This window comes from Marinobacter sp. ANT_B65, assembly GCF_002407605.1.
In the GTDB taxonomy this organism is placed as follows: Bacteria; Pseudomonadota; Gammaproteobacteria; order Pseudomonadales; family Oleiphilaceae; genus Marinobacter.
Genome location: NZ_NXGV01000003.1, coordinates 162,013 through 179,814, shown reverse-complemented (window position 1 = coordinate 179,814; position 17,802 = coordinate 162,013). Strand labels below are relative to the sequence as shown.

The following is a 17,802-nucleotide window of genomic DNA, read 5'->3' as shown; positions in this document are numbered from 1 at the left end:
CCAGGAGGTTTACAAAAGCGTATGTCCGACAAAGAACTCCGTACCAGATCCGATAAAAAGTCGATCGACCAGTTCATTCAGCAGGTTCGTAAGCTGCCTCCGCAAGTTGGAGGGCAGGGCCGGCTGATTTTCGCACTGGATGCCACCGCCAGTCGCGGTGCTACCTGGGATGAGGCTTGTCACTTGCAGAGTGAGTTGTTCCTGGCGACCAAGGATTTGGGCGGTCTGGCCATTCAGCTTTGCTACTACCGCGGTTTCAGGGAATTCAAAGCCACGGGGTTTGTAAATGAGACCGGCCAGTTACTTAATCTGATGAATGGCGTTTCCTGCCTGGGCGGACATACCCAGATTGGCAGAGTGTTGGCGCATGCAAGGGAAGAAACCCGTGCAAAAGCCGTCAAGGCTCTTGTGTTTATCGGTGATTCCTGTGAAGAACCTGTGGATGAGCTTTGCCATATTGCCGGAGAGTTGGGCATGCTGCGAACCCCGGTATTTATGTTTCACGAGGGTGCTGATGCCCATGCCAGGGCAGTGTTTCAGCAGGTGAGTAAATTGTCAGGAGGCGCCTATGCGCCCTTTGACCGTAACAGCCCGCAAGTACTTAAGGATCTTATGGCCGCTGTTGCGGTCTATGCTTCGGGGGGAGTCAAGGCCTTGAAGGACTATTCCAGCAGCAGTTCCCCGGAGGTAGAGCGTTTGATTCGACAGATCAGATAGCACTTTTTCCAATCAACCGGTGGGCCAGCTGGCCCGGAGTATCCGAGTGCCACTTACGTTTCTGGTTATTGCAGTGACGGTTGTTGCGCTGGTCTGGCTACGTAATCAGCCGCCCAGCCAACGAAAATCCGCTATTCTGAAACTGGCGGTCATTGCCAGCCTTCTGATACTGGTTCTTCTGGCTGTTACCGGCCGCCTGAATATCCTGTTTGCCTTGCTGGTATTCCTGTTTCCCCTGCTACGCCGGTTCTTGCCATCTCTGCTGATGGGGCGGATGCCGGGCCTGGGAGGGAGTGGAGCGAAGGCCAGGCCGGGCAATCGATCCCATGTCTCCAGTGAAATCCTCAATATGACACTGGACCACGACTCCGGAAATATGAGCGGGGAAGTGTTGACAGGACCCATGGCCGGGCGGGCGCTGGCGGATCTTGGTGAAAGTGAATTTATAGAGCTGCTGAGATATTGCCGGGACCAGGATGAAGATTCTGCGCGGCTTCTGGAAACCTATCTGGACCGCCGTTTCGGTGACTCCTGGCGCGATGACGATCCGGCTGACGACGACAGCAAAAATGGAAGTGAGCGCGATAGTTCGGGCGGTAGCGGTGCTCTGACTGAGAGCGAAGCACTGGATATTCTGGGGCTGGAGGCTGGTGCGAGTCGGGATGAGATCATTCAGGCTCACCGCCGGGTGATGCAAAAAATACACCCGGACCGTGGAGGGAGTAATTATCTGGCCGCCCGAGTCAACGAGGCCAAAGAGCGACTGTTGAGCTAAGTGGCTTCAGAAACCGCTTCTACCCGCGCCAGAAATTCCGCTATATGCTCGAATGCTTCTTCTGCTTCCGGCAGTAGTGGCGTAAACAGATGCCATACATGAACCATGTCGGGCCAGGTTTCGATTTCTACCGGTGAGCCGGCGGCCTGTGCTTTTGCTGCATACCTTTGTGCGTTTTCCAGTAGCAGCTCTGATTCGCTGACGTGAATCAGTGTGGGTGGGAGGTTGTGGAGGTCTCCGCGCAGGGGAGAGGCTATCGGGCTTGTGGGCAGTACCCGAAAGCCCAACACTGTTCCCCACCACAATAGTGGCAGGGGAATTCGTGCCAGCTTCTCGACGGTTGGCCCCAGCATGGCATCGGTTTTCAGATTAGCTCGTTTGCCCAGCGAGGTGAGCATGAGTTCGGTAGAGGGTGACAGGGCAATAGCGGCATCCGGTGCTTGCAGCCCCTGGTCTCTTATCCAGGCAAGTAGCCCTAGTGTGTGACTGCCGCCTGCGGAGTCCCCGGCGACCACCAGAAAATCGGCCGCGGCCTTGCCGTCAGGGCCGTTCCCGAGTATCCAGAGGTACGCCTGCCGACAGTCGATAATACCGTCAAGATAGCGGTTTTCCGGCATCAGCCGGTAATCAAGGGCGAATACGCTGGCGTTGGCCAGCCTGGACAGTCGGTCGGTGATGGTGCGATGGCTTTTGGGACTGCCTGCGATCCAGGATCCGCCGTGAATGTACAGGATCCGGCGGTTGGGTTCTGATCCAGGTGCCATTACCCATTCCCCCTTTGGCGAGCCGTTTGCTGAGGGGCGGGTTTTCGAGATGAATTCCAGACCATCGCTCATGCTATCCATGTAGCTGCGAAGGGCTTTTATCCGCGCGCGACCGTGAAGGCCTTCAGCGACGGTATGCATACCCCCAACCTTTGCAAGCACTTGCTGGCGGGATGCGTTGTGCTGCTGGTGAGTGGTGTTTTCATTGTGGTCCCTGGCATCGTGCTTCCGGCGCAGAAAAAACACCACCACAGCCGCCAGCACGACCATCATCAGGCCAAACCACATCATTGCGAACCAGACGATTCCGAAAATCATGTGTAACCCCTAGCGTGGATTAATCATGGTTCACACGGAGGGCCGTGAGTACTGCTCACTGTAGCATGGCTTTGGGGTAATCGATGTGGATCAGCGGGCCTGGTCGGACTTCGTTGATGTACAGCCTTACTTGTTCATCGGTATTGCGATTGAACGGAGATATACGACAACTGTCGCAGAAAACGCAAGATTTTGAGGGAAGGACCTTACAACCCTATGAAAAACATGGAATAGTTACTGGTGAATGATTGGGGATAAGCGAACAGATATTTTGGGTGAAATCCGACAATTGACGCTTATTTCCAGCCAGACTATCTTTCAGGGTAGGTAGTTTTCTGATAACAAAGGAAAATTTGATGGGTGGCATGTGCAGCGTTGGGAAATATACGCGTTTGGATAGATGTCATTTGTCGTTGAATTAGCTGTTATGTTTTTCGGAGATCTGATGTTAGAACTTTTAATTCCCATACGGAAGACTCTAAATAAATCTGCTTTAATGGAGTTATCGAATTGGTTTTCTGAAATGCCAGATAATTCAGCTTGGTATGTCATTTCCGATTACTGTTTTGGAGATAAAACTAAACAAAATGATACTGTTTCTTTTACGATACTTCTTCATCACGATAAAATTGAAAACATAAAGGAATATATTAATCATTTTGCTCCAAAGGATATAAAGTCAACTAGAACAATTTCAGAAGAATTTCTTCAGTATATTAATTCTCCAGTAGCTTTTACGTTTACATTTGTAATTGACAGAAAATCAAATTTATTACGTGATTATGCATCTGACGAAAACATGTTGTCATTTCTAGCTCCATTTCGAGATGTTGTGAATAATATTGCTTCAAACTCGACTTTTGATGCCTATGTTGACGGCGTACTAAAACGTTCAAGCCTCTTTGAGGCTGATTTTAAAAAGAAAAACTTCAATTCGAAATTAGCTCGCCAGATTTACTTAGTCTCAGCGTTTGCTAGTTTAGTATTCGAGTGCTTAACCATAACCAAGAAACCCGAATACATTCAGTGGGTTTCAGATCGAGATGCGCTGGCAGAAAGGTATGATGGATTTATTTATGACTTGTCTTATTTTTTGTTTCTAACTGGGTATTCTGAATATATTCCATCGATTGAAGATTCACCAACGATACTTGATAAACCCAAATTTATCTTTCCTGAGCCTGAAAAATCAGGTAAGAACTTTTTCGATGAATTAATACGTATTCCAGATTATCTTGCAGGAACATTAGCCGATCTTGATATTACAGCTAATACCTTTAGTAAAGATAAATACAATACAATATTACTTGGTTCTATGGTTAATTCTAAGAACCATGTTGTACTAAATGTATCCGGTTCTGGCAATGACTTAACATGTAGACGTTTGGTGCACAAAACATAACAAGGCGCTGCTGTCGGACAATTTTTCCGCTGCGCTCCAAAATTGCCGCAGAGCAAGGCGTTGAGGCTGTAGAAAAACCCCGAAATCGCGCCTCGGTTTGATAGGATTGAGCAAACAGGCAAGGAGCTGTCAGATGTCCAAAGCCAAGCCCCGCTTCAGGCCCTATAACCACGATCAGGACACTATTCTCGTGGTGAATTATAAAGAGCAGCTCCAACCCGGCACCTTCGAACATGCCGTGCACTACCTGATTCAGCACAAGCTCGATCTGTCGGTTTTTTATCCCCGCTATTGCAACAAGGACACAGGCCGTCGGGCCTACGATCCGGCGATTCTGCTGCCCGTTATTCTGTTTGCCTATTCCCGCGGTATCACCTCCAGCCGGGAGATCCAGTGGTGCTGCGAGACCAGCGTTATTTTCAAAGCCCTGTCCTGCGACACGGCGCCCCATTTCACGACCTTGGCCAAGTTCGTCAGCAGCCATGCTGATGAGATTGAGGAACTGTTCGAACAGGTACTGCTGGTCTGTGACGAGCAGGGCTTGCTGGGCCACGAACTGTTTGCCATCGACGGTTGCAAGATGTCCTCCAATGCCGCCAAAGAATGGTCCGGCACCTTTAAAGAGTTGGAGGAGAAACGCCAGAAACTCAAACGACTCATCCGCCACCACCTGAAAGAACACCACGAACGGGATGAAGCGGAAACCGAAGCCGAACTGGACCGGGATATCCGCCGTGCGAAGACGGTTCTCTCTCTGGACGAGTCTTTGCAGAAAGTAGACCGCTTCCTAAAGACGAGCAGTCCAAGGATGGGCCAAGGGAAACGACGCAAGGAAGTGAAGAGCAACATCACCGATAACGAAAGCGGCAAGATGACCACCAGCAAAGGCACGATCCAGGGCTATAACGGCGTGGCCACGGTGGACAAGAAACACCAGATCATCATCGATGCTCAAGCCTTCGGCGAAGGCCAGGAACACCACACTCTGCAACCGGTTCTGGAAAGTGTCGAAGCCCGATTCAGGAAACTGGGCATCGCGGACAACATTTACCAGCAAGGCACTGTGGTAACCGCCGACACCGGCTTCGCCAACGAAGCCAATATGAAGTACCTGCATGAACGGAATATCAATGGCTACATTCCGGACAACCGGTTCCGCAGCCGGGATCCCAAGTTCGCGCATCAGAAAGACAAATACGGCAAACGTCACCAGAACCAGCCCGACACAGGCTGGAAAGACATCATTCCGGCCCGTGAATTCCAGTTCGATCCGGTCACGCTCACCTGTATCTGCCCGGCAGGGCAAGAGCTTCATTATGAGGCGACTCGCACGGATGAGAATGGTGTCTCCCGTGCCCACTTCAAAGGCCGCCTGCTGCAGTGTCGTTATTGCCCCAAAAAGCACCAGTGCATGCAAACCCCGGCGTCGGCTGACCACCGCAAAGGCAGTGGCAGGCAAGTGACGTTTGCATTAGAGCGCAATCGTGCGCCGAGCTACACCGACTGGATGAAGCATCGGGTGGATAGCCCTAAAGGTAAAGAGATTTACAGTCATCGCATGTCGGTGGTGGAACCCGTGTTCGGCAACATTGGCACCAACAAACGGCTGAACCGGTTCAGTCTCAGGGGTAAGAAGAAGGTGCAGGGCCAGTGGCAGTTGTACTGCTTGGTACACAATATTGAGAAGCTGGCTAATTATGGGCGGATGGCGGCATGACCGGGGGAGCAAGCCCTCCAGAAATACCCCTTAGGCACAAGGTTACGGGCGCCTGAACACTGAAATACCGGGATTGAGGGCTATAAAGGGCAATCAATCCGAAAACTGGAAGTTGCTGGACGAACTGACCGGCTAAAAAAAACGAGATCGCAGGCGGTGGAATACTCGCTCATTTTTGGGTTTTTCTACAGCCTCGTTAAATTGCCCTGTTCTCTTTGTCTTTCGAGATCAAAGAGTATCTCTCCGCAGAAGATCCCTAGTGAGACACCTTTCGGTGTGTAAGGTGTGTAAGAAATTGACTTTCGTGTGTTGCGTGTGTAGGCTAACTTTGTCATTTTGATTAAGGACCCGCTTATGGATAGTCGGAAACTTGTCAAGATGATCGAAGCAGATGGTTGGCAGCTCATTCGAACGAGGGGGAGCCATCAACAGTTCAAGCACCCAGAAAAGCTTGGACTGGTGACGATTCCCCATCCAAAGAAAGATCTTCCAACTGGCACTGTTAAGAGCATCTTGAAGCAAGCCGGGCTTTAAAGCCCGGCCGCTTTTCCGAGCCAATTGGGGGGTAAATCCAACAAAGGAGGAAGGCGCGAGGCGATTGAGATACGCGCAACTATAAAGTTCATCAACTAAGTTCGTTGAATTGACTGTTAAGTTAACCAAAGTAAATTGTCATTTAATAAATAGACCTTTAAATGAAATCTAAGTGGAAAGTGGAGGTGGTGATATGTTCTATCCCATCCTGATCCAACAAGAAGGGGACAGTGCCTACGGAGTGATTGTGCCGGATCTTCCCGGCTGTCACTCAGCAGGAGATACCTTTAATGAAGCAGTAGAAAATGCAGCAGAAGCGATTGATTTCCATATGGAGACTATGGCGGAAGAGGGAATAGAGATTCCGGCCGCCAGTGATCTAGGAGAGCTAACAGGTAATCCGAATTACGCCAACGGCGTTTGGGTAATGGTTCAAGTCGATGTGGTTCGTTATCTTGGTACAGCCCAACGAATCAATATCTCGCTGCCGAATCGCCTGATTACTCAGATCGACCGCTTCGTGGACACACATAAGGCCTACAAGGATCGATCGAAGTTTTTAGCAGATGCTGCAATGAAAATTTTGCATCACGTTTAATCTTCTATCGCCTTAGTAAATAAAAAGCCCTGCATTTTGTAGGGCTTTTTATTTTGAACTTGATATCCAATTTAACAAGGTGGTCAACGGGACGCCAACTACGCTGCGCTCCGTTGGCGCCCATTACCACTGGCGTTAGGTGAAAAATGAGCAAGCCTGATGAGAATATTGAAAGCATCGAACAAGCCGTAACTTTGCTTGAGGAAGACTTGAAGATAGAACCGGGATTTCTCATCAAGTTAAACGATGAGGATGACTGGTCATTCGTAATAAAAAGTCACGCATTTCTCGAGGCGGCGCTTTCTCATTTGATATCAGAAGCGCTGTCCGAAGCTGCACTTCATGATGTTTTCGCCAACATCGAGACTTCAAATAACAAGTCTGGAAAGCTAGCTTTCATAAAGGCGCTAGACTTGCTTGATGACGAGGCCCGGCGCTTTATCCGTGCTCTTTCCGAGCTTCGTAATAGTCTCGTGCATGACATTGGGCAGGTGGGATTTTCATTCGAGGACTACGTTGCCTCCTTGGAAAAACAGCAAAAAGCGAATTTTGTTAGGTCATTCGGCTATTTCGCAAACGGCGAAAACTTTGAACTTGGCGGCCAATCAGTGAGTACCAAGGAGTTTATGCTCAAGAGTCCAAAGCGGGGCACTTGGTTCAGCGTGATGGCGCTATGTTCAGTCATTTATTTGGCTAAGGGTAATGTAAAAGTACGTAAGATTTTGGCGTCTCTTCAAGTAGATATCGAGGCTGGCCCTAATCTGGACACCTAACAAATTGTTGTAGGTTGTTCCGGCCTGCGGCCTCCACCGGACGCCCCTGTCGGGGCGCCGCTAAACAAAAGCGTGTGTGCCGGGCATGGCACAGAACTAGGGAGGTGAAAGTCCTCCTGCTAGGTGTTCGCAGAGCCGAAGGCTAGGAGAAGGGCAAGGGCGTCATCGCGTGGTGGGGTCTGAAGGAGGCCCAATCCAAAGCGGCGGGGCGACGAACAGGAACCCGATACGAGGTGTGGTGCATCCGGGGCGAGCGAGCACGTGACCGTGAAGCCCTCCTTCTGCGACCGGGATGTGCTTTATAAATCGGGCGTTTACGCCGTGAAAGCTCTGAGCCTTACCCCGGGAGGTCTGCCATGTGTGGACGGACCCACTGAGAGACGAGTGATCGCCTCTGATCGCATGGCAGAAATCAGCCGAGGGCATAGTAGGTTCACCCGTGAACTGAAGGCCCGAACAGAGACAGGAGTCGAGAATCCGTGCAGGGTAATGGGATGGCATCCGCAAAGCAGCTTTCGCTGCCCCTGGAGAATCCAGGGGATGAACCTGTTTCCGGAAATCGGGAAAACTCGCACTCCGTTCAACCCTCACCGTGGATGGCGCGTGTATTGAGCAGGGACAACCTCAATCGCGCGCTGAAACAGGTTCGACGTAACAAAGGAGCGCCGGGCATCGACGGCATGACCCTGGATGAACTGCCAGATTATCTGCGCCAACACTGGCCAGAGATCCGGCAGCAGCTGCTCCAGCAGACCTACAGACCCAAACCGGTCCGTCGGGTCGCCATCCCCAAAGCCAACGGCGGTTCCCGCCCGCTGGGCATTCCTACGGTTCTGGATCGCTTTATTCAGCAGGCGATTGCCCAGGTGATCCAACAGGACTGGGAACCCCGCTTCCACCCGCACAGTTATGGCTTCCGTCCAGGACGCTCTGCGCATCAAGCAGTCCGACACGGACAGCATTGCACTCGGGAAGGCCGTAACTGGGTAGTGGATCTGGACTTGGAAGCCTTCTTCGATCGGGTAAATCATGATCGGCTGATGGCACGGCTGAAACGGCACACGCTGGACAAGCCGCTGCTCAGGCTGATCAACCGATACCTGAAAGCAGGCGTCCAGATCAACCATCACAAAGAGCCTACACCCGAAGGCGTGCCGCAAGGCGGCCCCTTGTCCCCGGTGTTGGCCAACGTGGTGCTGGATGAACTGGACTGAGAACTGGAGCGGCGCAACCTGCTCTTCGCCCGTTACGCGGACGACTGCCAGATCTACGTTGGCAGTCGCCGTGCAGGCGAGCGGGTAATGGTGAGTCTGACGCGCTTTATCGAGGACTCGCTGAAGCTCACAGTGAATACACGAAAGAGCGCGGTAGACCGGCCTTGGAAGCGCAGCTTCCTAGGCTTCACCCTCAGCCGGAAAGGGCAACGCTTGAAGGTGGCCAGCAAAGCCATCACGAAGCTGAAAACCCAGATCCGGATACTGAGCCGCCGAACACGGGGCCACTCACTGGCCCAGGTGATCGCAGATCTAAAAGAGACCCTGCTTGGTTGGAAAGCGTACTTCGACGCAGCCGAAGTGCTGAGCCCGCTGCGGGACCTGGACAAGTGGATAAGGCGGAGAATGAGAAGTTACGTGTGGAAGCAATGGGGCCGAAGAGGGTATCGTGAGCTGAGAAAGCGGGGTGTCCCGGTCAGATTGACCTGGAACACCGCGAAATCAGCTCACGGCCCGTGGCGGCTGAGTCATTCGCCAGCACTGCGGCACGCCTTACCGGCCCGGTTGTTCCAGAGCTATGGACTGCCGGAATTGGCAGTACGGTAAAGGGTTGAATCAAGTCACTGAATCGCCGTGGTACGTGATCCGTATGCCCGGTGATGTGGGAGGAGGGGCATCGTGAGGTGCCTCCCTATCCCGATTAGGCTCAAAACCAGCATCGAAAATCCGATGTACAAAAGGAGAAATGTTCATGGATGAAATCAATCTATTGGTGTTCATAGAAGTTTTGCCGGGTAAGCGTACCGAGCAGATTGAGGCCTATAAGGTGCTCAAACCTCTAGTCGAGGCAGAGCCTGGCTGCCTGCGGTACGAGTTGCTTGCTGACTCCAATGACGAGAATAGGTTTGTTCTTGTCGAAAAATGGGCCTCGCAAGAGGCTCTTGATGCTCACGATAATACTGCACATATGGTGGCTGCGGATGCCCACAGTCCAACATTCCGTGCAGGGCCTGCAAGGGTTCAGAAAGCCAGTGCCGTACTCTAAAAGCATAACAAATCAATTAAGTACGTTCCGGCCTGCGGCCTCCACCGGACGGCTCTGTCGGGCCGCCGCTTATTTTCGGCGTTATGAAGAAGATCCCACAAGGGGCATACTCCAGAAGGAGATGTCTTCTGTACCTGGCATAAGCCGCAGTGCAGGCAACGTATAGGGAAGTAATGTGCCAAGACGATTAACTCAAACTAAGCCGAACACGCACCAAGCCCTTAAAAACTCTTCGTACGAGAGCATGGTTGTAAGCTGGTTGATGCAAGATGGCTGGCAGGTGTTTTTGCCAGTGCTCGACCATGGTCATCAGACGGATATTCTCATCTCAGACGGACCCAATTATTTCAGAGTCCAGGTCAAAACAGTTGGCGCCACCGGTAATGACCACGTGGTCCACAATCAGTGGAAAGACAGTAATATCGATTGCGTAGTCTATTTTGCTAGAAATTCTAACTGGGGAGTAGTTGCCCCAGCATTTGAAGAGGACAGTCGTCCGATTACCCACGACTCGCACGTGAGGTTCAATCAGGGCAAAAAGGAGTTCCTGACGGCGTTTCATAAATTGGAGGTCTAGACCTTCATGACAAGGTGATCAACGGGGCGCCAACTACGCTGCGCTCTGTTGGCGCCCATTACCATCGGCGTTTGGCAAGAAACACAAATCAATCAAGGAGGATGAAAGATGAGTCAGTGCTATACATCTGGCGATTTTCAAAAATACTTTAACGAAAATATGAAGGATTTGGGGCTGCCCGTTCCTTCTACGTTATTCGATACTTATCAAACTGCAGTTGCGACGGCATCCACACTTGTAGGAACTCTGGCGACCTTAGGAAAGGGGGCCACCATGGGAGAAGTGATCGGTGCCACAGTGGGCTTAGAAAAACTGGCGGTTGCCGCTTCCATAGGCGCTGCCGCTTATACGGGAGCTGTCATTGGCAGTATTGCGGTTGCAAGTGGTCGCTCTTTGGGATGTGGTTCTCGAATATCGGACCTTTTTGTATTTGCCGAGCAGAACAATCTCCAATTTAAAGGGCTGGCTGCGTTTTATACACGTAACCCCCAAGTCTTGGATAAAGGCAGCAGTTTTCGAAGCAGCTTCGGTATTCGCGCTAAAAATTCACCTTCAGTTTTCGAGTACGCGTGATGTTAAAGAACATAGTGTTTCTACTAGCCTGTGTGGCACTCACGGCATTGGCTTGGGGAGTTTTCCAAGTATTTGGCCAATATACTTTCCTGATAATGCTGGTCATCACCATAGCTGCCTTGTTAGCCAAGGTTGGCAAACCCAAGTTTGGTGGAAGGGAGTAGCCTAACCAGTAGCGCAAGCGGGCCGGTTTTTCGGCGCGGTAACGCCTCCAAACCGGCCGCTTCGCATGGTGTTATGCCTTTCTTCCAATCAATCCCTTAGGTAGTCACGCTTTACGTTATTATCGCGCTGCGTTATTATTTGACCATGATCATATCGTTCAAGTGTAAGGATACCGAGAAGCTGGCAACTGGTCGCCGCATCAGGCGTTTTGTCAATTATGAGCGTGTTGCCTTGAGGAAAATTCGGCAACTCCAGGCTGCGAGCCAGTTGGATGATTTGAAAGTACCGCCCGGAAATATGTTGGAGCCATTGCATGGTGACCGCCAAGGTCAGCACAGCATTCGAATCAACAAACAGTTCCGGGTTTGCTTCCGCTGGACCAAGGCCGGCGCGGAAGAGGTCGAAATTGTTGATTACCATTAGGAGGTAATTCATGCGCAACATTGATCCCGTAACGCCAGGCGAGTTACTGAAAGAAGAATTTCTTGAGCCGATGGGCATTTCTCAATATCGCCTTGCTAAAGAAATTGGCGTGCCTGCCCAGAGAATAGGCCAGATTATCGCGGGTAAGCGTTCGATAACTGCAGACACAGACCTGCGACTGTGTCGCTTCTTTGGTTTGTCCAATGGGTATTGGCTGCGGGCTCAGGCAGCCTACGACACAGAGATTGCGGAAGAGGCTCTTGAGAGCCAATTGAAGAATATTCGTCCGTGGAACTCTGTGCCGGGAATTGGCCATAGGCCATAACCAACGGCTGCACGGCGACCGATTTTCCGCCGCTTCGCGGCTCCAAACCGGCGCGTGAGCCGAGCGTTATGAGCCATGAGGGTTTCAGATAGATATGGAAAAATGGCTTAAGGAAATGGAAGCCTCGCTGAAAGAGGCTGTCGAGGCTGCAAGGGTTGGAGAAATCCCGCCTGAAAATCTCTATATGATTGCTCCGCTGATCTATTCCAAACGCAACCATATGAACAATGATGCGCTCCTCCAGCAAATGGTGGATGGGAATGAGGAGCAGGTGCAGAGGGACTGGGCATGCGATGAAAGGTCAAAGGATCAGTATAGATTCCATTATGTTGCCTCATACCTCTCATGCTATGTGGTTGCTGGGAAAATAGAAGAGATCAAATACGACGAACTCATGGAATACGTGACCAGCAAACTGGACCTGTTCACTGATGATTACGGTCTTGAGTAAAGCTCATAACCAGTCATTCAAGTTCGTTCGGGTTCTACCCCGTTACTGCGGACATTCCTAAAAAGAGGCGCAATGTGCCAAAGGGGTGTTCATGTCCAGACGCAGAAAATATAGCTCAGAGTTCAAACGCGAAGCCATTGCTTTGACTCGCCAACCCGGTGTGAGCTATCGACAGGTAGCCTTGGAGATAGGCATCATTCCCAATCTGTTGTCGCAGTCAGTTCCCGATACGTCTTATGTGCCGATGCCTGAAGGTGTCGGCCACCAGGTATCCGAAACCATCTGGAGCGGAACTTCTCCGCTCTGGAGCCGGACACCAAATGGGTGACGGATATCACGGAGATATCCACGCAGGAAGGCGAGGGATTCTTCGGAATGCTCAAGCGGGAGCGAATTTACCTCCGGCGCTACCGCACTCAGAACGACGCGCGAGCTGATGTATCCGACTACATTGAGCGGTTCCATAATTCCAGGATGCGACGTAGAGTTGCTGCTCGGGATATGAAGCTGTCCACCATTTTAAAACCGTCCGTGGAAATGGGGTAGAGCCCCCGTGAATTAAATGGGTACCTGCTTTAATACGCTTTAACCTGTCCCTTCTGCTTTAACGATTCATCTTAATCTTAATAGAACTTCAAAAAGCGCGTCGCAATATCGGGTGATTACAAAAGGTATTGAGTTTTTATTGAGTTAGTTTTGAGTTGCCCAAAAACAAAAAAGCCAGATCACTCGTAAGTGTCTGGCTTAATTGCTTAAATTGGTCGGGACGGAAGGATTTGAACCTTCGACCCCTTGCACCCCATGCAAGTGCGCTACCAAGCTGCGCTACGCCCCGTTTTGCTAATTGCTGCCTTCTCAAAGCCGGGCTTTGATGGCATGTGCCAATGAGACTTAAAAGAGGAATCTCAGTGGCTTAGCGGGAGCGAAGTCTACACTAGCCCGAATCAAAAATAAACAGGCTTTTGGAGGTTCGCTCCCGAATTTTTAGCGAAGCTTGGTTTCTCTGAGCTGCTGAACGAACTCGGGAGGATCAAAGCTGTCTGGTTGCGAATCCGCCCAGTACTTATCGAAGACTGCCAGGCCGGTTTTTCCTTCAAGCAGTGCACCGGGAGCCAGGAAGGGGAAAAGGTCCATATACGAATGTACCTCTGTTTTTGATACCCGGCGTACGATGTGCTCCGGCCCCAGTTCGCCCGGGTGGCACAGGCCGGAAGCTTCCAGCATATGTTGCAGGGCATCCAGGGTGTTTTTGTGGAAGTTGTAAACCCTCTGGCTTTTGTCTTCCACATCCAGCTTGTTGCTTCTTCTCGGGTCCTGAGTGGCGACGCCGCTGGGGCAGAGGCCAGTATGGCAGTTAAGTGCCTGGATGCAGCCCAGAGAGAACATGTAGCCACGGGCCGCATTGCACCAGTCGGCCCCCAGAGCCAGCGTACGGGCTATATTAAAGGCAGATGTGATTTTACCGGCGGCACCAATGGAGATGTCTTCCCTGAGATTGGTGCCTACCAGAGTATTGTGTACAAGGAGTAGTGCTTCCGTCATCGGAGTGCCAATACGATTGATGAATTCCAGTGGCGCTGCCCCGGTGCCACCTTCGCCGCCATCTACAACGATAAAGTCGGGTTTGCTGCCGGTTTTCAGTATTGCTTTAACAATGGCAAACCACTCCCAGGGGTGGCCAATAGCAAGTTTGAATCCGACGGGTTTACCTCCTGATAATTCGCGGAGCTGGTCCAGAAATTCAAGCATTTCAACGGGCGTTGAAAAAGCAGAGTGCTGTGCTGGAGAAATACAGTCTTCGCCGATGGATACGCCTCGGGCTTCCGCAATTTCCGGTGTTACTTTTGCTCCGGGAAGAATGCCCCCGTGGCCGGGTTTTGCGCCTTGAGATAGTTTGACCTCTATCATTTTTACCTGGTCGAGTGTGGCATTCTTTGCAAACTGCTCGGGGCTGAATGATCCGTCTTTGTTTCTGCAGCCAAAGTAGCCGGAGCCGATCTCCCATACCAGATCGCCACCCGGTTCCTTGTGGTAGCGGGAGATAGAACCTTCACCGGTATCGTGATAAAAGCCTCCCATTTTAGCGCCGGTATTCAGGCTCAGAATGGCGTTTGCAGAAAGAGAGCCAAAGCTCATGGCTGAGATGTTGAACACACTTGCACTGTAGGGCTTGGCACAGCGTGAACCAATCTCTACGCGAAAGTTGCTGTCAGCGATGGTGCACGGTTTGAGGGAGTGGTTTATCCACTCGAATCCTTCTTCGTACATGCCCAGTTGTGAGCCGAAAGGGCGCTTGTCCAGTACGTTCTTGGCGCGCTGGTAAATGATGGTTCGCTGTTCTCTGGAGAAAGGCCGCTCTTCCGTATCAGACTGAATGAAATACTGCCGGATTTCCGGCCCTACGGATTCGAACAGGTAGCGGAAGTGCACCATGATTGGGTAGTTTCTGCTGACTGTGTGCTTCTTCTGGAGCACATCGTAGGTGCCTAGAATCGTCAGGGCGCCGAATATGCACGGAAAAAAGTACCCCTCCTCGAAACCCAGGCTTAGAACCAGTGAAACAAGAAAGCCTGCAATGCTGATGACGTAGGCTGAGTAACGCATTGGGAAAGAGGTTGTTTTCTGCATGAATATCTCGTTTGGCTCCTTGGACGTTGTTGGTATGGTCAGTTATGACGGCTTTGATGTTTTGAGCTCAAAGTATTATTATGACGCGCTTGTAACGTTTGAATCCAGGTGTATGAACGGTATTCGTTACTAAATTCTGAATCAGGAGGCGCCAAACGTGGGCGACGTAGTAAAAGACGAATATCAAACGGATTACGTAGCCGGCCAGGATAATATCAATCCATTCGGGCTGGATCTGCATGCTCCGGTATTTCCGATCACCGCGATACTGGTGGTCGTTTTTGTTATAGGCACACTGATGTTCCCTGAGGCCGCGAAGGCTTTGCTGGATGGCGCCAAGCTGGACATTATTGCAACCTTTGACTGGTTTTTCCTGTTAAGTGCCAATATTTTTGTGATTGTTTGCCTGGCTTTGATTGTGATGCCGGTGGGTAAGATTCGCCTGGGTGGAATGGATGCCAAACCTGAGTTCTCCACTATGTCCTGGTTTGCCATGCTTTTTGCGGCCGGCATGGGTATCGGCCTTATGTTCTGGGCAGTTGCAGAACCTGTGGCCTATTATACCGGCTGGTACGGGACGCCTTTTAATGTAGCTGCGAATACGCCCGAAGCCCGTGATCTTGCTATGGGTGCCACCATGTATCACTGGGGGCTTCACCCATGGGCGGTGTACTCAATCGTAGCACTTTCATTGGCGTTCTTTTCTTTCAACAAGGGTATGCCGCTGACCATTCGTTCAGCCTTCTTCCCGCTGCTGAAGGACAAAGTCTGGGGCTGGCCTGGCCACATTATTGATATTCTCGCCGTTGTAGCCACGATTTTTGGCCTGGCGACTTCTCTTGGATTTGGTGCGCAGCAGGCTGCGTCTGGTTTTGACTACCTGTTTGATACTGGTTCCGGAATCAACGTGCAGATGGCAATTATCGTTGGTGTTACGGCCGTTGCACTTATGTCTGTACTCCGGGGTCTTGATGGCGGGGTTAAAATACTCAGCAATATCAATATGTCTCTGGCCGCTATTTTGCTGTTTTTCATAATATTTGCCGGCCCGACCATGAGTATTCTGGAAACCTTGTGGGTGACGACTTCCAGTTATGTCACCAACATTGTGTCTTTCAGCAACCCGTTTGGCCGTGAAGATGAAGCCTGGATGCGTGGCTGGACTGTGTTCTACTGGGCCTGGTGGATTTCCTGGTCGCCGTTCGTAGGTATGTTTATCGCACGGGTTTCCAAGGGCCGGACTGTTCGCGAGTTTGTAACTGCGGTACTGATTATTCCGACGCTCATTACTTCTGTATGGATGAGTTCGTTCGGTGGTGCTGCGCTTGAACAGATTGATCAGGGCATTGGTGCCCTTGCTGAAGATGGCATTACTGAGGTTTCTCTGGCCACGTTCCAGATGTTTGCAAACCTGCCATTTACCGGCATCCTCTCGTTTATAGGCATTATACTGGTGCTTGTGTTCTTTATAACGTCTTCCGATTCCGGCTCACTGGTTATAGATAGCATAACCGCTGGTGGTAAAACCGATGCTCCTACAACACAGCGTGTGTTCTGGGTAGTAATGGAAGGCGCTATTGCTGCGGCATTGATCTTTGGCGGCGGCGCGGATGCGCTGGGTGCCATTCAGGCCACGGCAGTCAGTGCGGGTCTGCCCTTTACGGTGATTCTGCTGGTTATGACCTGGGGCTTGCTGAAAGGCTTGACCCATGAGCGCAAGTTGCTGATCGCCAGAGGTGAGATGTAGTTGTTGCGGAAATAACCAGGCATAAAAAAACCGGAGCTTTGGCTCCGGTTTTTTTATGCCTGTCATTATGACCAGGAAAATCTCAGGCAGAATCGTGTATTTTCAGCTCAAAGTCTGGCGAAGGTTTCCATCGCGTAGTTTGCCCGTTCTCTGGGAGTAAAGTGAGGGCGCTTAAGGCTTTCAACAGCGCGCAATCTCGGTAACAGGCCGCGGCCATTCGCCATCTGGATGGCCAGGCCGGGCCGGGCGTTAAGCTCAAGCAGCAGAGGGCCTTCGTTGGCATCGACTACAAGGTCAACGCCCATATAGCCCAAACCGGTGGCCTCGTAGCAACGAGAGGCCATTTCCAGCATCTCTTCCCAGTCATTGATGTCTATGTTTTCAAGTGCCAGTCCGGTGTCCGGATGAAGCGTAATAGGGCGGTTGAACTGCACTGCATTCAGGCTTTTGCCAGAGCCTATATCCAGCCCTACACCCACTGCACCCTGATGCAGGTTAGCTTTGCCATCAGATGCCGTGGTAGCTAACCGCAGCATTGCCATTACCGGGTAGCCCTGGAATACGACAATGCGTATGTCTGGTACACCCTGGTGAGAGTATCTGGCTAGTGAAGGGGCCGACTCTACGAGGTTTTCTACTATGGCAACGTCTGGTGTGCCCGCCAGGGAATAGAGGCCTGCCAGAATATTGGTAAGGTGCCGCTCCAGCACAGGAGCACCTACTCGCGCACCGGATGCCTTTACAAAGAAATCTTCATCCCGGCCGGTGATTACAGTAATGCCTTTGCCGCCAGAGCCCTTCGCGGGCTTAATGGCAAAGCCTGCAAGCCCTTCGGCCATTTCCCTGAAATGGGAAATCTCATGTTGGTGTTTTACAACCTGCAGGAGCTTTGGTGTTTTCACACCATACTCGGCAACAACCAGCTTTGTTTTAAGTTTGTTGTCTACCAGTGGATAGGATGAGCGCTCGTTGTAACGCGCAATATAGTTCACGTTGCGCTGGTTCATGTTCAGCATGCCCAGCCTTTTCAGTGTGCGCGGCGAGATCCAGTCCATA

20 protein-coding genes, 1 tRNA gene and 1 pseudogene are annotated in these 17,802 nt (G+C 51.2%); 18 read left to right on the top strand and 4 right to left on the bottom strand.

Annotated elements, in window-relative coordinates; all coding sequences use genetic code 11:
• Positions 1-21: 21 nt before the first annotated feature.
• A complete protein-coding gene (locus tag CPA50_RS13990; protein WP_096783154.1) occupies positions 22-717 on the top strand; it encodes a hypothetical protein in 696 nt (231 codons plus the stop codon).
• 46 nt (positions 718-763) lie between these two features.
• Positions 764-1,492 (top strand): molecular chaperone DnaJ, encoded by a 729-nt coding sequence (locus tag CPA50_RS13985; RefSeq protein WP_096783153.1) that lies wholly within the window; start codon positions 764-766, stop codon positions 1,490-1,492.
• Here CPA50_RS13985 and CPA50_RS13980 read toward each other — a convergent pair.
• Positions 1,489-2,574: an alpha/beta hydrolase gene (locus CPA50_RS13980; protein ID WP_096783152.1), complete on the bottom strand. Its 1,086-nt coding sequence runs from the start codon at positions 2,572-2,574 to the stop codon at positions 1,489-1,491. The two genes, CPA50_RS13985 and CPA50_RS13980, sit on opposite strands and share 4 nt — an antisense overlap.
• A 445-nt stretch (positions 2,575-3,019) precedes the next feature.
• Here CPA50_RS13980 and CPA50_RS13975 point away from each other — a divergent pair, with 445 nt between their 5' ends.
• From CPA50_RS13975 to CPA50_RS19945, 15 genes and pseudogenes are all read left to right on the top strand, one after another.
• A complete protein-coding gene (locus tag CPA50_RS13975; RefSeq protein WP_096783531.1) occupies positions 3,020-3,976 on the top strand; it encodes a hypothetical protein in 957 nt (318 codons plus the stop codon).
• 133 nt (positions 3,977-4,109) lie between these two features.
• Positions 4,110-5,693 carry an IS1182 family transposase gene (locus CPA50_RS13970; RefSeq protein ID WP_096783151.1) on the top strand — a complete coding sequence of 528 codons (1,584 nt, stop codon included), beginning with the start codon at positions 4,110-4,112 and terminating at the stop codon, positions 5,691-5,693.
• Positions 5,694-6,047: 354 nt separating this feature from the next.
• On the top strand, positions 6,048-6,227 hold the full coding sequence (locus CPA50_RS13965) for a type II toxin-antitoxin system HicA family toxin (protein WP_048494339.1): 180 nt from the start codon (positions 6,048-6,050) through the stop codon (positions 6,225-6,227).
• Between the two features lie 193 nt (positions 6,228-6,420).
• Positions 6,421-6,825, top strand: a complete 405-nt coding sequence (locus CPA50_RS13960; protein WP_096783150.1) for a type II toxin-antitoxin system HicB family antitoxin — start codon at positions 6,421-6,423, stop codon at positions 6,823-6,825.
• Positions 6,826-6,971: 146 nt separating this feature from the next.
• Entirely contained in the window at positions 6,972-7,598 is a 627-nt protein-coding gene (locus tag CPA50_RS13955) for a hypothetical protein (RefSeq protein WP_096783149.1), read from the top strand.
• Between the two features lie 494 nt (positions 7,599-8,092).
• Complete coding sequence (locus CPA50_RS19715) at positions 8,093-8,812, top strand: reverse transcriptase domain-containing protein (RefSeq protein ID WP_227519661.1); 720 nt, start codon at positions 8,093-8,095, stop codon at positions 8,810-8,812.
• 87 nt (positions 8,813-8,899) lie between these two features.
• A complete protein-coding gene (locus CPA50_RS19710) occupies positions 8,900-9,418 on the top strand; it encodes a group II intron maturase-specific domain-containing protein (protein WP_227519660.1) in 519 nt (172 codons plus the stop codon).
• A gap of 145 nt (positions 9,419-9,563) precedes the next feature.
• Positions 9,564-9,857, top strand: a complete 294-nt coding sequence (locus tag CPA50_RS13945) for a putative quinol monooxygenase (RefSeq protein ID WP_096783148.1) — start codon at positions 9,564-9,566, stop codon at positions 9,855-9,857.
• A 175-nt stretch (positions 9,858-10,032) separates the two neighbouring features.
• Positions 10,033-10,434 carry a hypothetical protein gene (locus tag CPA50_RS13940; protein ID WP_096783147.1) on the top strand — a complete coding sequence of 134 codons (402 nt, stop codon included), beginning with the start codon at positions 10,033-10,035 and terminating at the stop codon, positions 10,432-10,434.
• Between the two features lie 108 nt (positions 10,435-10,542).
• On the top strand, positions 10,543-11,007 hold the full coding sequence (locus CPA50_RS13935) for a hypothetical protein (RefSeq protein ID WP_096783146.1): 465 nt from the start codon (positions 10,543-10,545) through the stop codon (positions 11,005-11,007).
• Between the two features lie 309 nt (positions 11,008-11,316).
• Positions 11,317-11,595, top strand: a complete 279-nt coding sequence (locus CPA50_RS13930; protein ID WP_096783145.1) for a type II toxin-antitoxin system RelE/ParE family toxin — start codon at positions 11,317-11,319, stop codon at positions 11,593-11,595.
• A gap of 10 nt (positions 11,596-11,605) precedes the next feature.
• Entirely contained in the window at positions 11,606-11,920 is a 315-nt protein-coding gene (locus CPA50_RS13925; protein WP_096783144.1) for a HigA family addiction module antitoxin, read from the top strand.
• 94 nt (positions 11,921-12,014) lie between these two features.
• Positions 12,015-12,371, top strand: coding sequence for a hypothetical protein (locus CPA50_RS13920; RefSeq protein WP_096783143.1), 357 nt, complete (start codon positions 12,015-12,017; stop codon positions 12,369-12,371).
• A gap of 91 nt (positions 12,372-12,462) precedes the next feature.
• Positions 12,463-12,699 carry a transposase gene (locus CPA50_RS19950; RefSeq protein ID WP_413772165.1) on the top strand — a complete coding sequence of 79 codons (237 nt, stop codon included), beginning with the start codon at positions 12,463-12,465 and terminating at the stop codon, positions 12,697-12,699.
• Positions 12,633-12,917: pseudogene (locus tag CPA50_RS19945) on the top strand (IS3 family transposase); the annotation flags it as partial. The gene CPA50_RS19950 and the pseudogene CPA50_RS19945, both read left to right, overlap by 67 nt.
• A gap of 212 nt (positions 12,918-13,129) precedes the next feature.
• Here CPA50_RS19945 and CPA50_RS13910 read toward each other — a convergent pair.
• Positions 13,130-13,206: transfer RNA gene (locus tag CPA50_RS13910), tRNA-Pro, on the bottom strand.
• A 149-nt stretch (positions 13,207-13,355) separates the two neighbouring features.
• On the bottom strand, positions 13,356-14,999 hold the full coding sequence (locus CPA50_RS13905) for an FMN-binding glutamate synthase family protein (RefSeq protein WP_096783142.1): 1,644 nt from the start codon (positions 14,997-14,999) through the stop codon (positions 13,356-13,358).
• A gap of 157 nt (positions 15,000-15,156) precedes the next feature.
• On the opposite strand from CPA50_RS13905, the gene CPA50_RS13900 reads away from it, so the two are divergent.
• Entirely contained in the window at positions 15,157-16,746 is a 1,590-nt protein-coding gene (locus CPA50_RS13900) for a BCCT family transporter (RefSeq protein ID WP_096783141.1), read from the top strand.
• 107 nt (positions 16,747-16,853) lie between these two features.
• Here CPA50_RS13900 and CPA50_RS13895 read toward each other — a convergent pair whose 3' ends face one another.
• On the bottom strand, positions 16,854-17,801 hold the full coding sequence (locus tag CPA50_RS13895; RefSeq protein ID WP_096783140.1) for an alpha-L-glutamate ligase-like protein: 948 nt from the start codon (positions 17,799-17,801) through the stop codon (positions 16,854-16,856).
• Between the last annotated feature and the right edge of the window lies 1 nt (position 17,802).

Coding starts and splice junctions, on each gene's coding strand:
- CPA50_RS19715 (WP_227519661.1), top strand. CDS start 8,093: ATGGCATCCGCAAAGCAGCTTTCGCTGCCCCTGGAGAATCCAGGGGAT.
- CPA50_RS13925 (WP_096783144.1), top strand. CDS start 11,606: ATGCGCAACATTGATCCCGTAACGCCAGGCGAGTTACTGAAAGAAGAA.
- CPA50_RS13990 (WP_096783154.1), top strand. CDS start 22: ATGTCCGACAAAGAACTCCGTACCAGATCCGATAAAAAGTCGATCGAC.
- CPA50_RS13980 (WP_096783152.1), bottom strand. CDS start 2,574: ATGATTTTCGGAATCGTCTGGTTCGCAATGATGTGGTTTGGCCTGATG.
- CPA50_RS13965 (WP_048494339.1), top strand. CDS start 6,048: ATGGATAGTCGGAAACTTGTCAAGATGATCGAAGCAGATGGTTGGCAG.
- CPA50_RS13895 (WP_096783140.1), bottom strand. CDS start 17,801: ATGGACTGGATCTCGCCGCGCACACTGAAAAGGCTGGGCATGCTGAAC.
- CPA50_RS13920 (WP_096783143.1), top strand. CDS start 12,015: ATGGAAAAATGGCTTAAGGAAATGGAAGCCTCGCTGAAAGAGGCTGTC.
- CPA50_RS13930 (WP_096783145.1), top strand. CDS start 11,317: ATGATCATATCGTTCAAGTGTAAGGATACCGAGAAGCTGGCAACTGGT.
- CPA50_RS13935 (WP_096783146.1), top strand. CDS start 10,543: ATGAGTCAGTGCTATACATCTGGCGATTTTCAAAAATACTTTAACGAA.
- CPA50_RS13975 (WP_096783531.1), top strand. CDS start 3,020: ATGTTAGAACTTTTAATTCCCATACGGAAGACTCTAAATAAATCTGCT.
- CPA50_RS13905 (WP_096783142.1), bottom strand. CDS start 14,999: ATGCAGAAAACAACCTCTTTCCCAATGCGTTACTCAGCCTACGTCATC.
- CPA50_RS13945 (WP_096783148.1), top strand. CDS start 9,564: ATGGATGAAATCAATCTATTGGTGTTCATAGAAGTTTTGCCGGGTAAG.
- CPA50_RS13955 (WP_096783149.1), top strand. CDS start 6,972: ATGAGCAAGCCTGATGAGAATATTGAAAGCATCGAACAAGCCGTAACT.
- CPA50_RS19950 (WP_413772165.1), top strand. CDS start 12,463: ATGTCCAGACGCAGAAAATATAGCTCAGAGTTCAAACGCGAAGCCATT.
- CPA50_RS13960 (WP_096783150.1), top strand. CDS start 6,421: ATGTTCTATCCCATCCTGATCCAACAAGAAGGGGACAGTGCCTACGGA.
- CPA50_RS19710 (WP_227519660.1), top strand. CDS start 8,900: ATGGTGAGTCTGACGCGCTTTATCGAGGACTCGCTGAAGCTCACAGTG.
- CPA50_RS13970 (WP_096783151.1), top strand. CDS start 4,110: ATGTCCAAAGCCAAGCCCCGCTTCAGGCCCTATAACCACGATCAGGAC.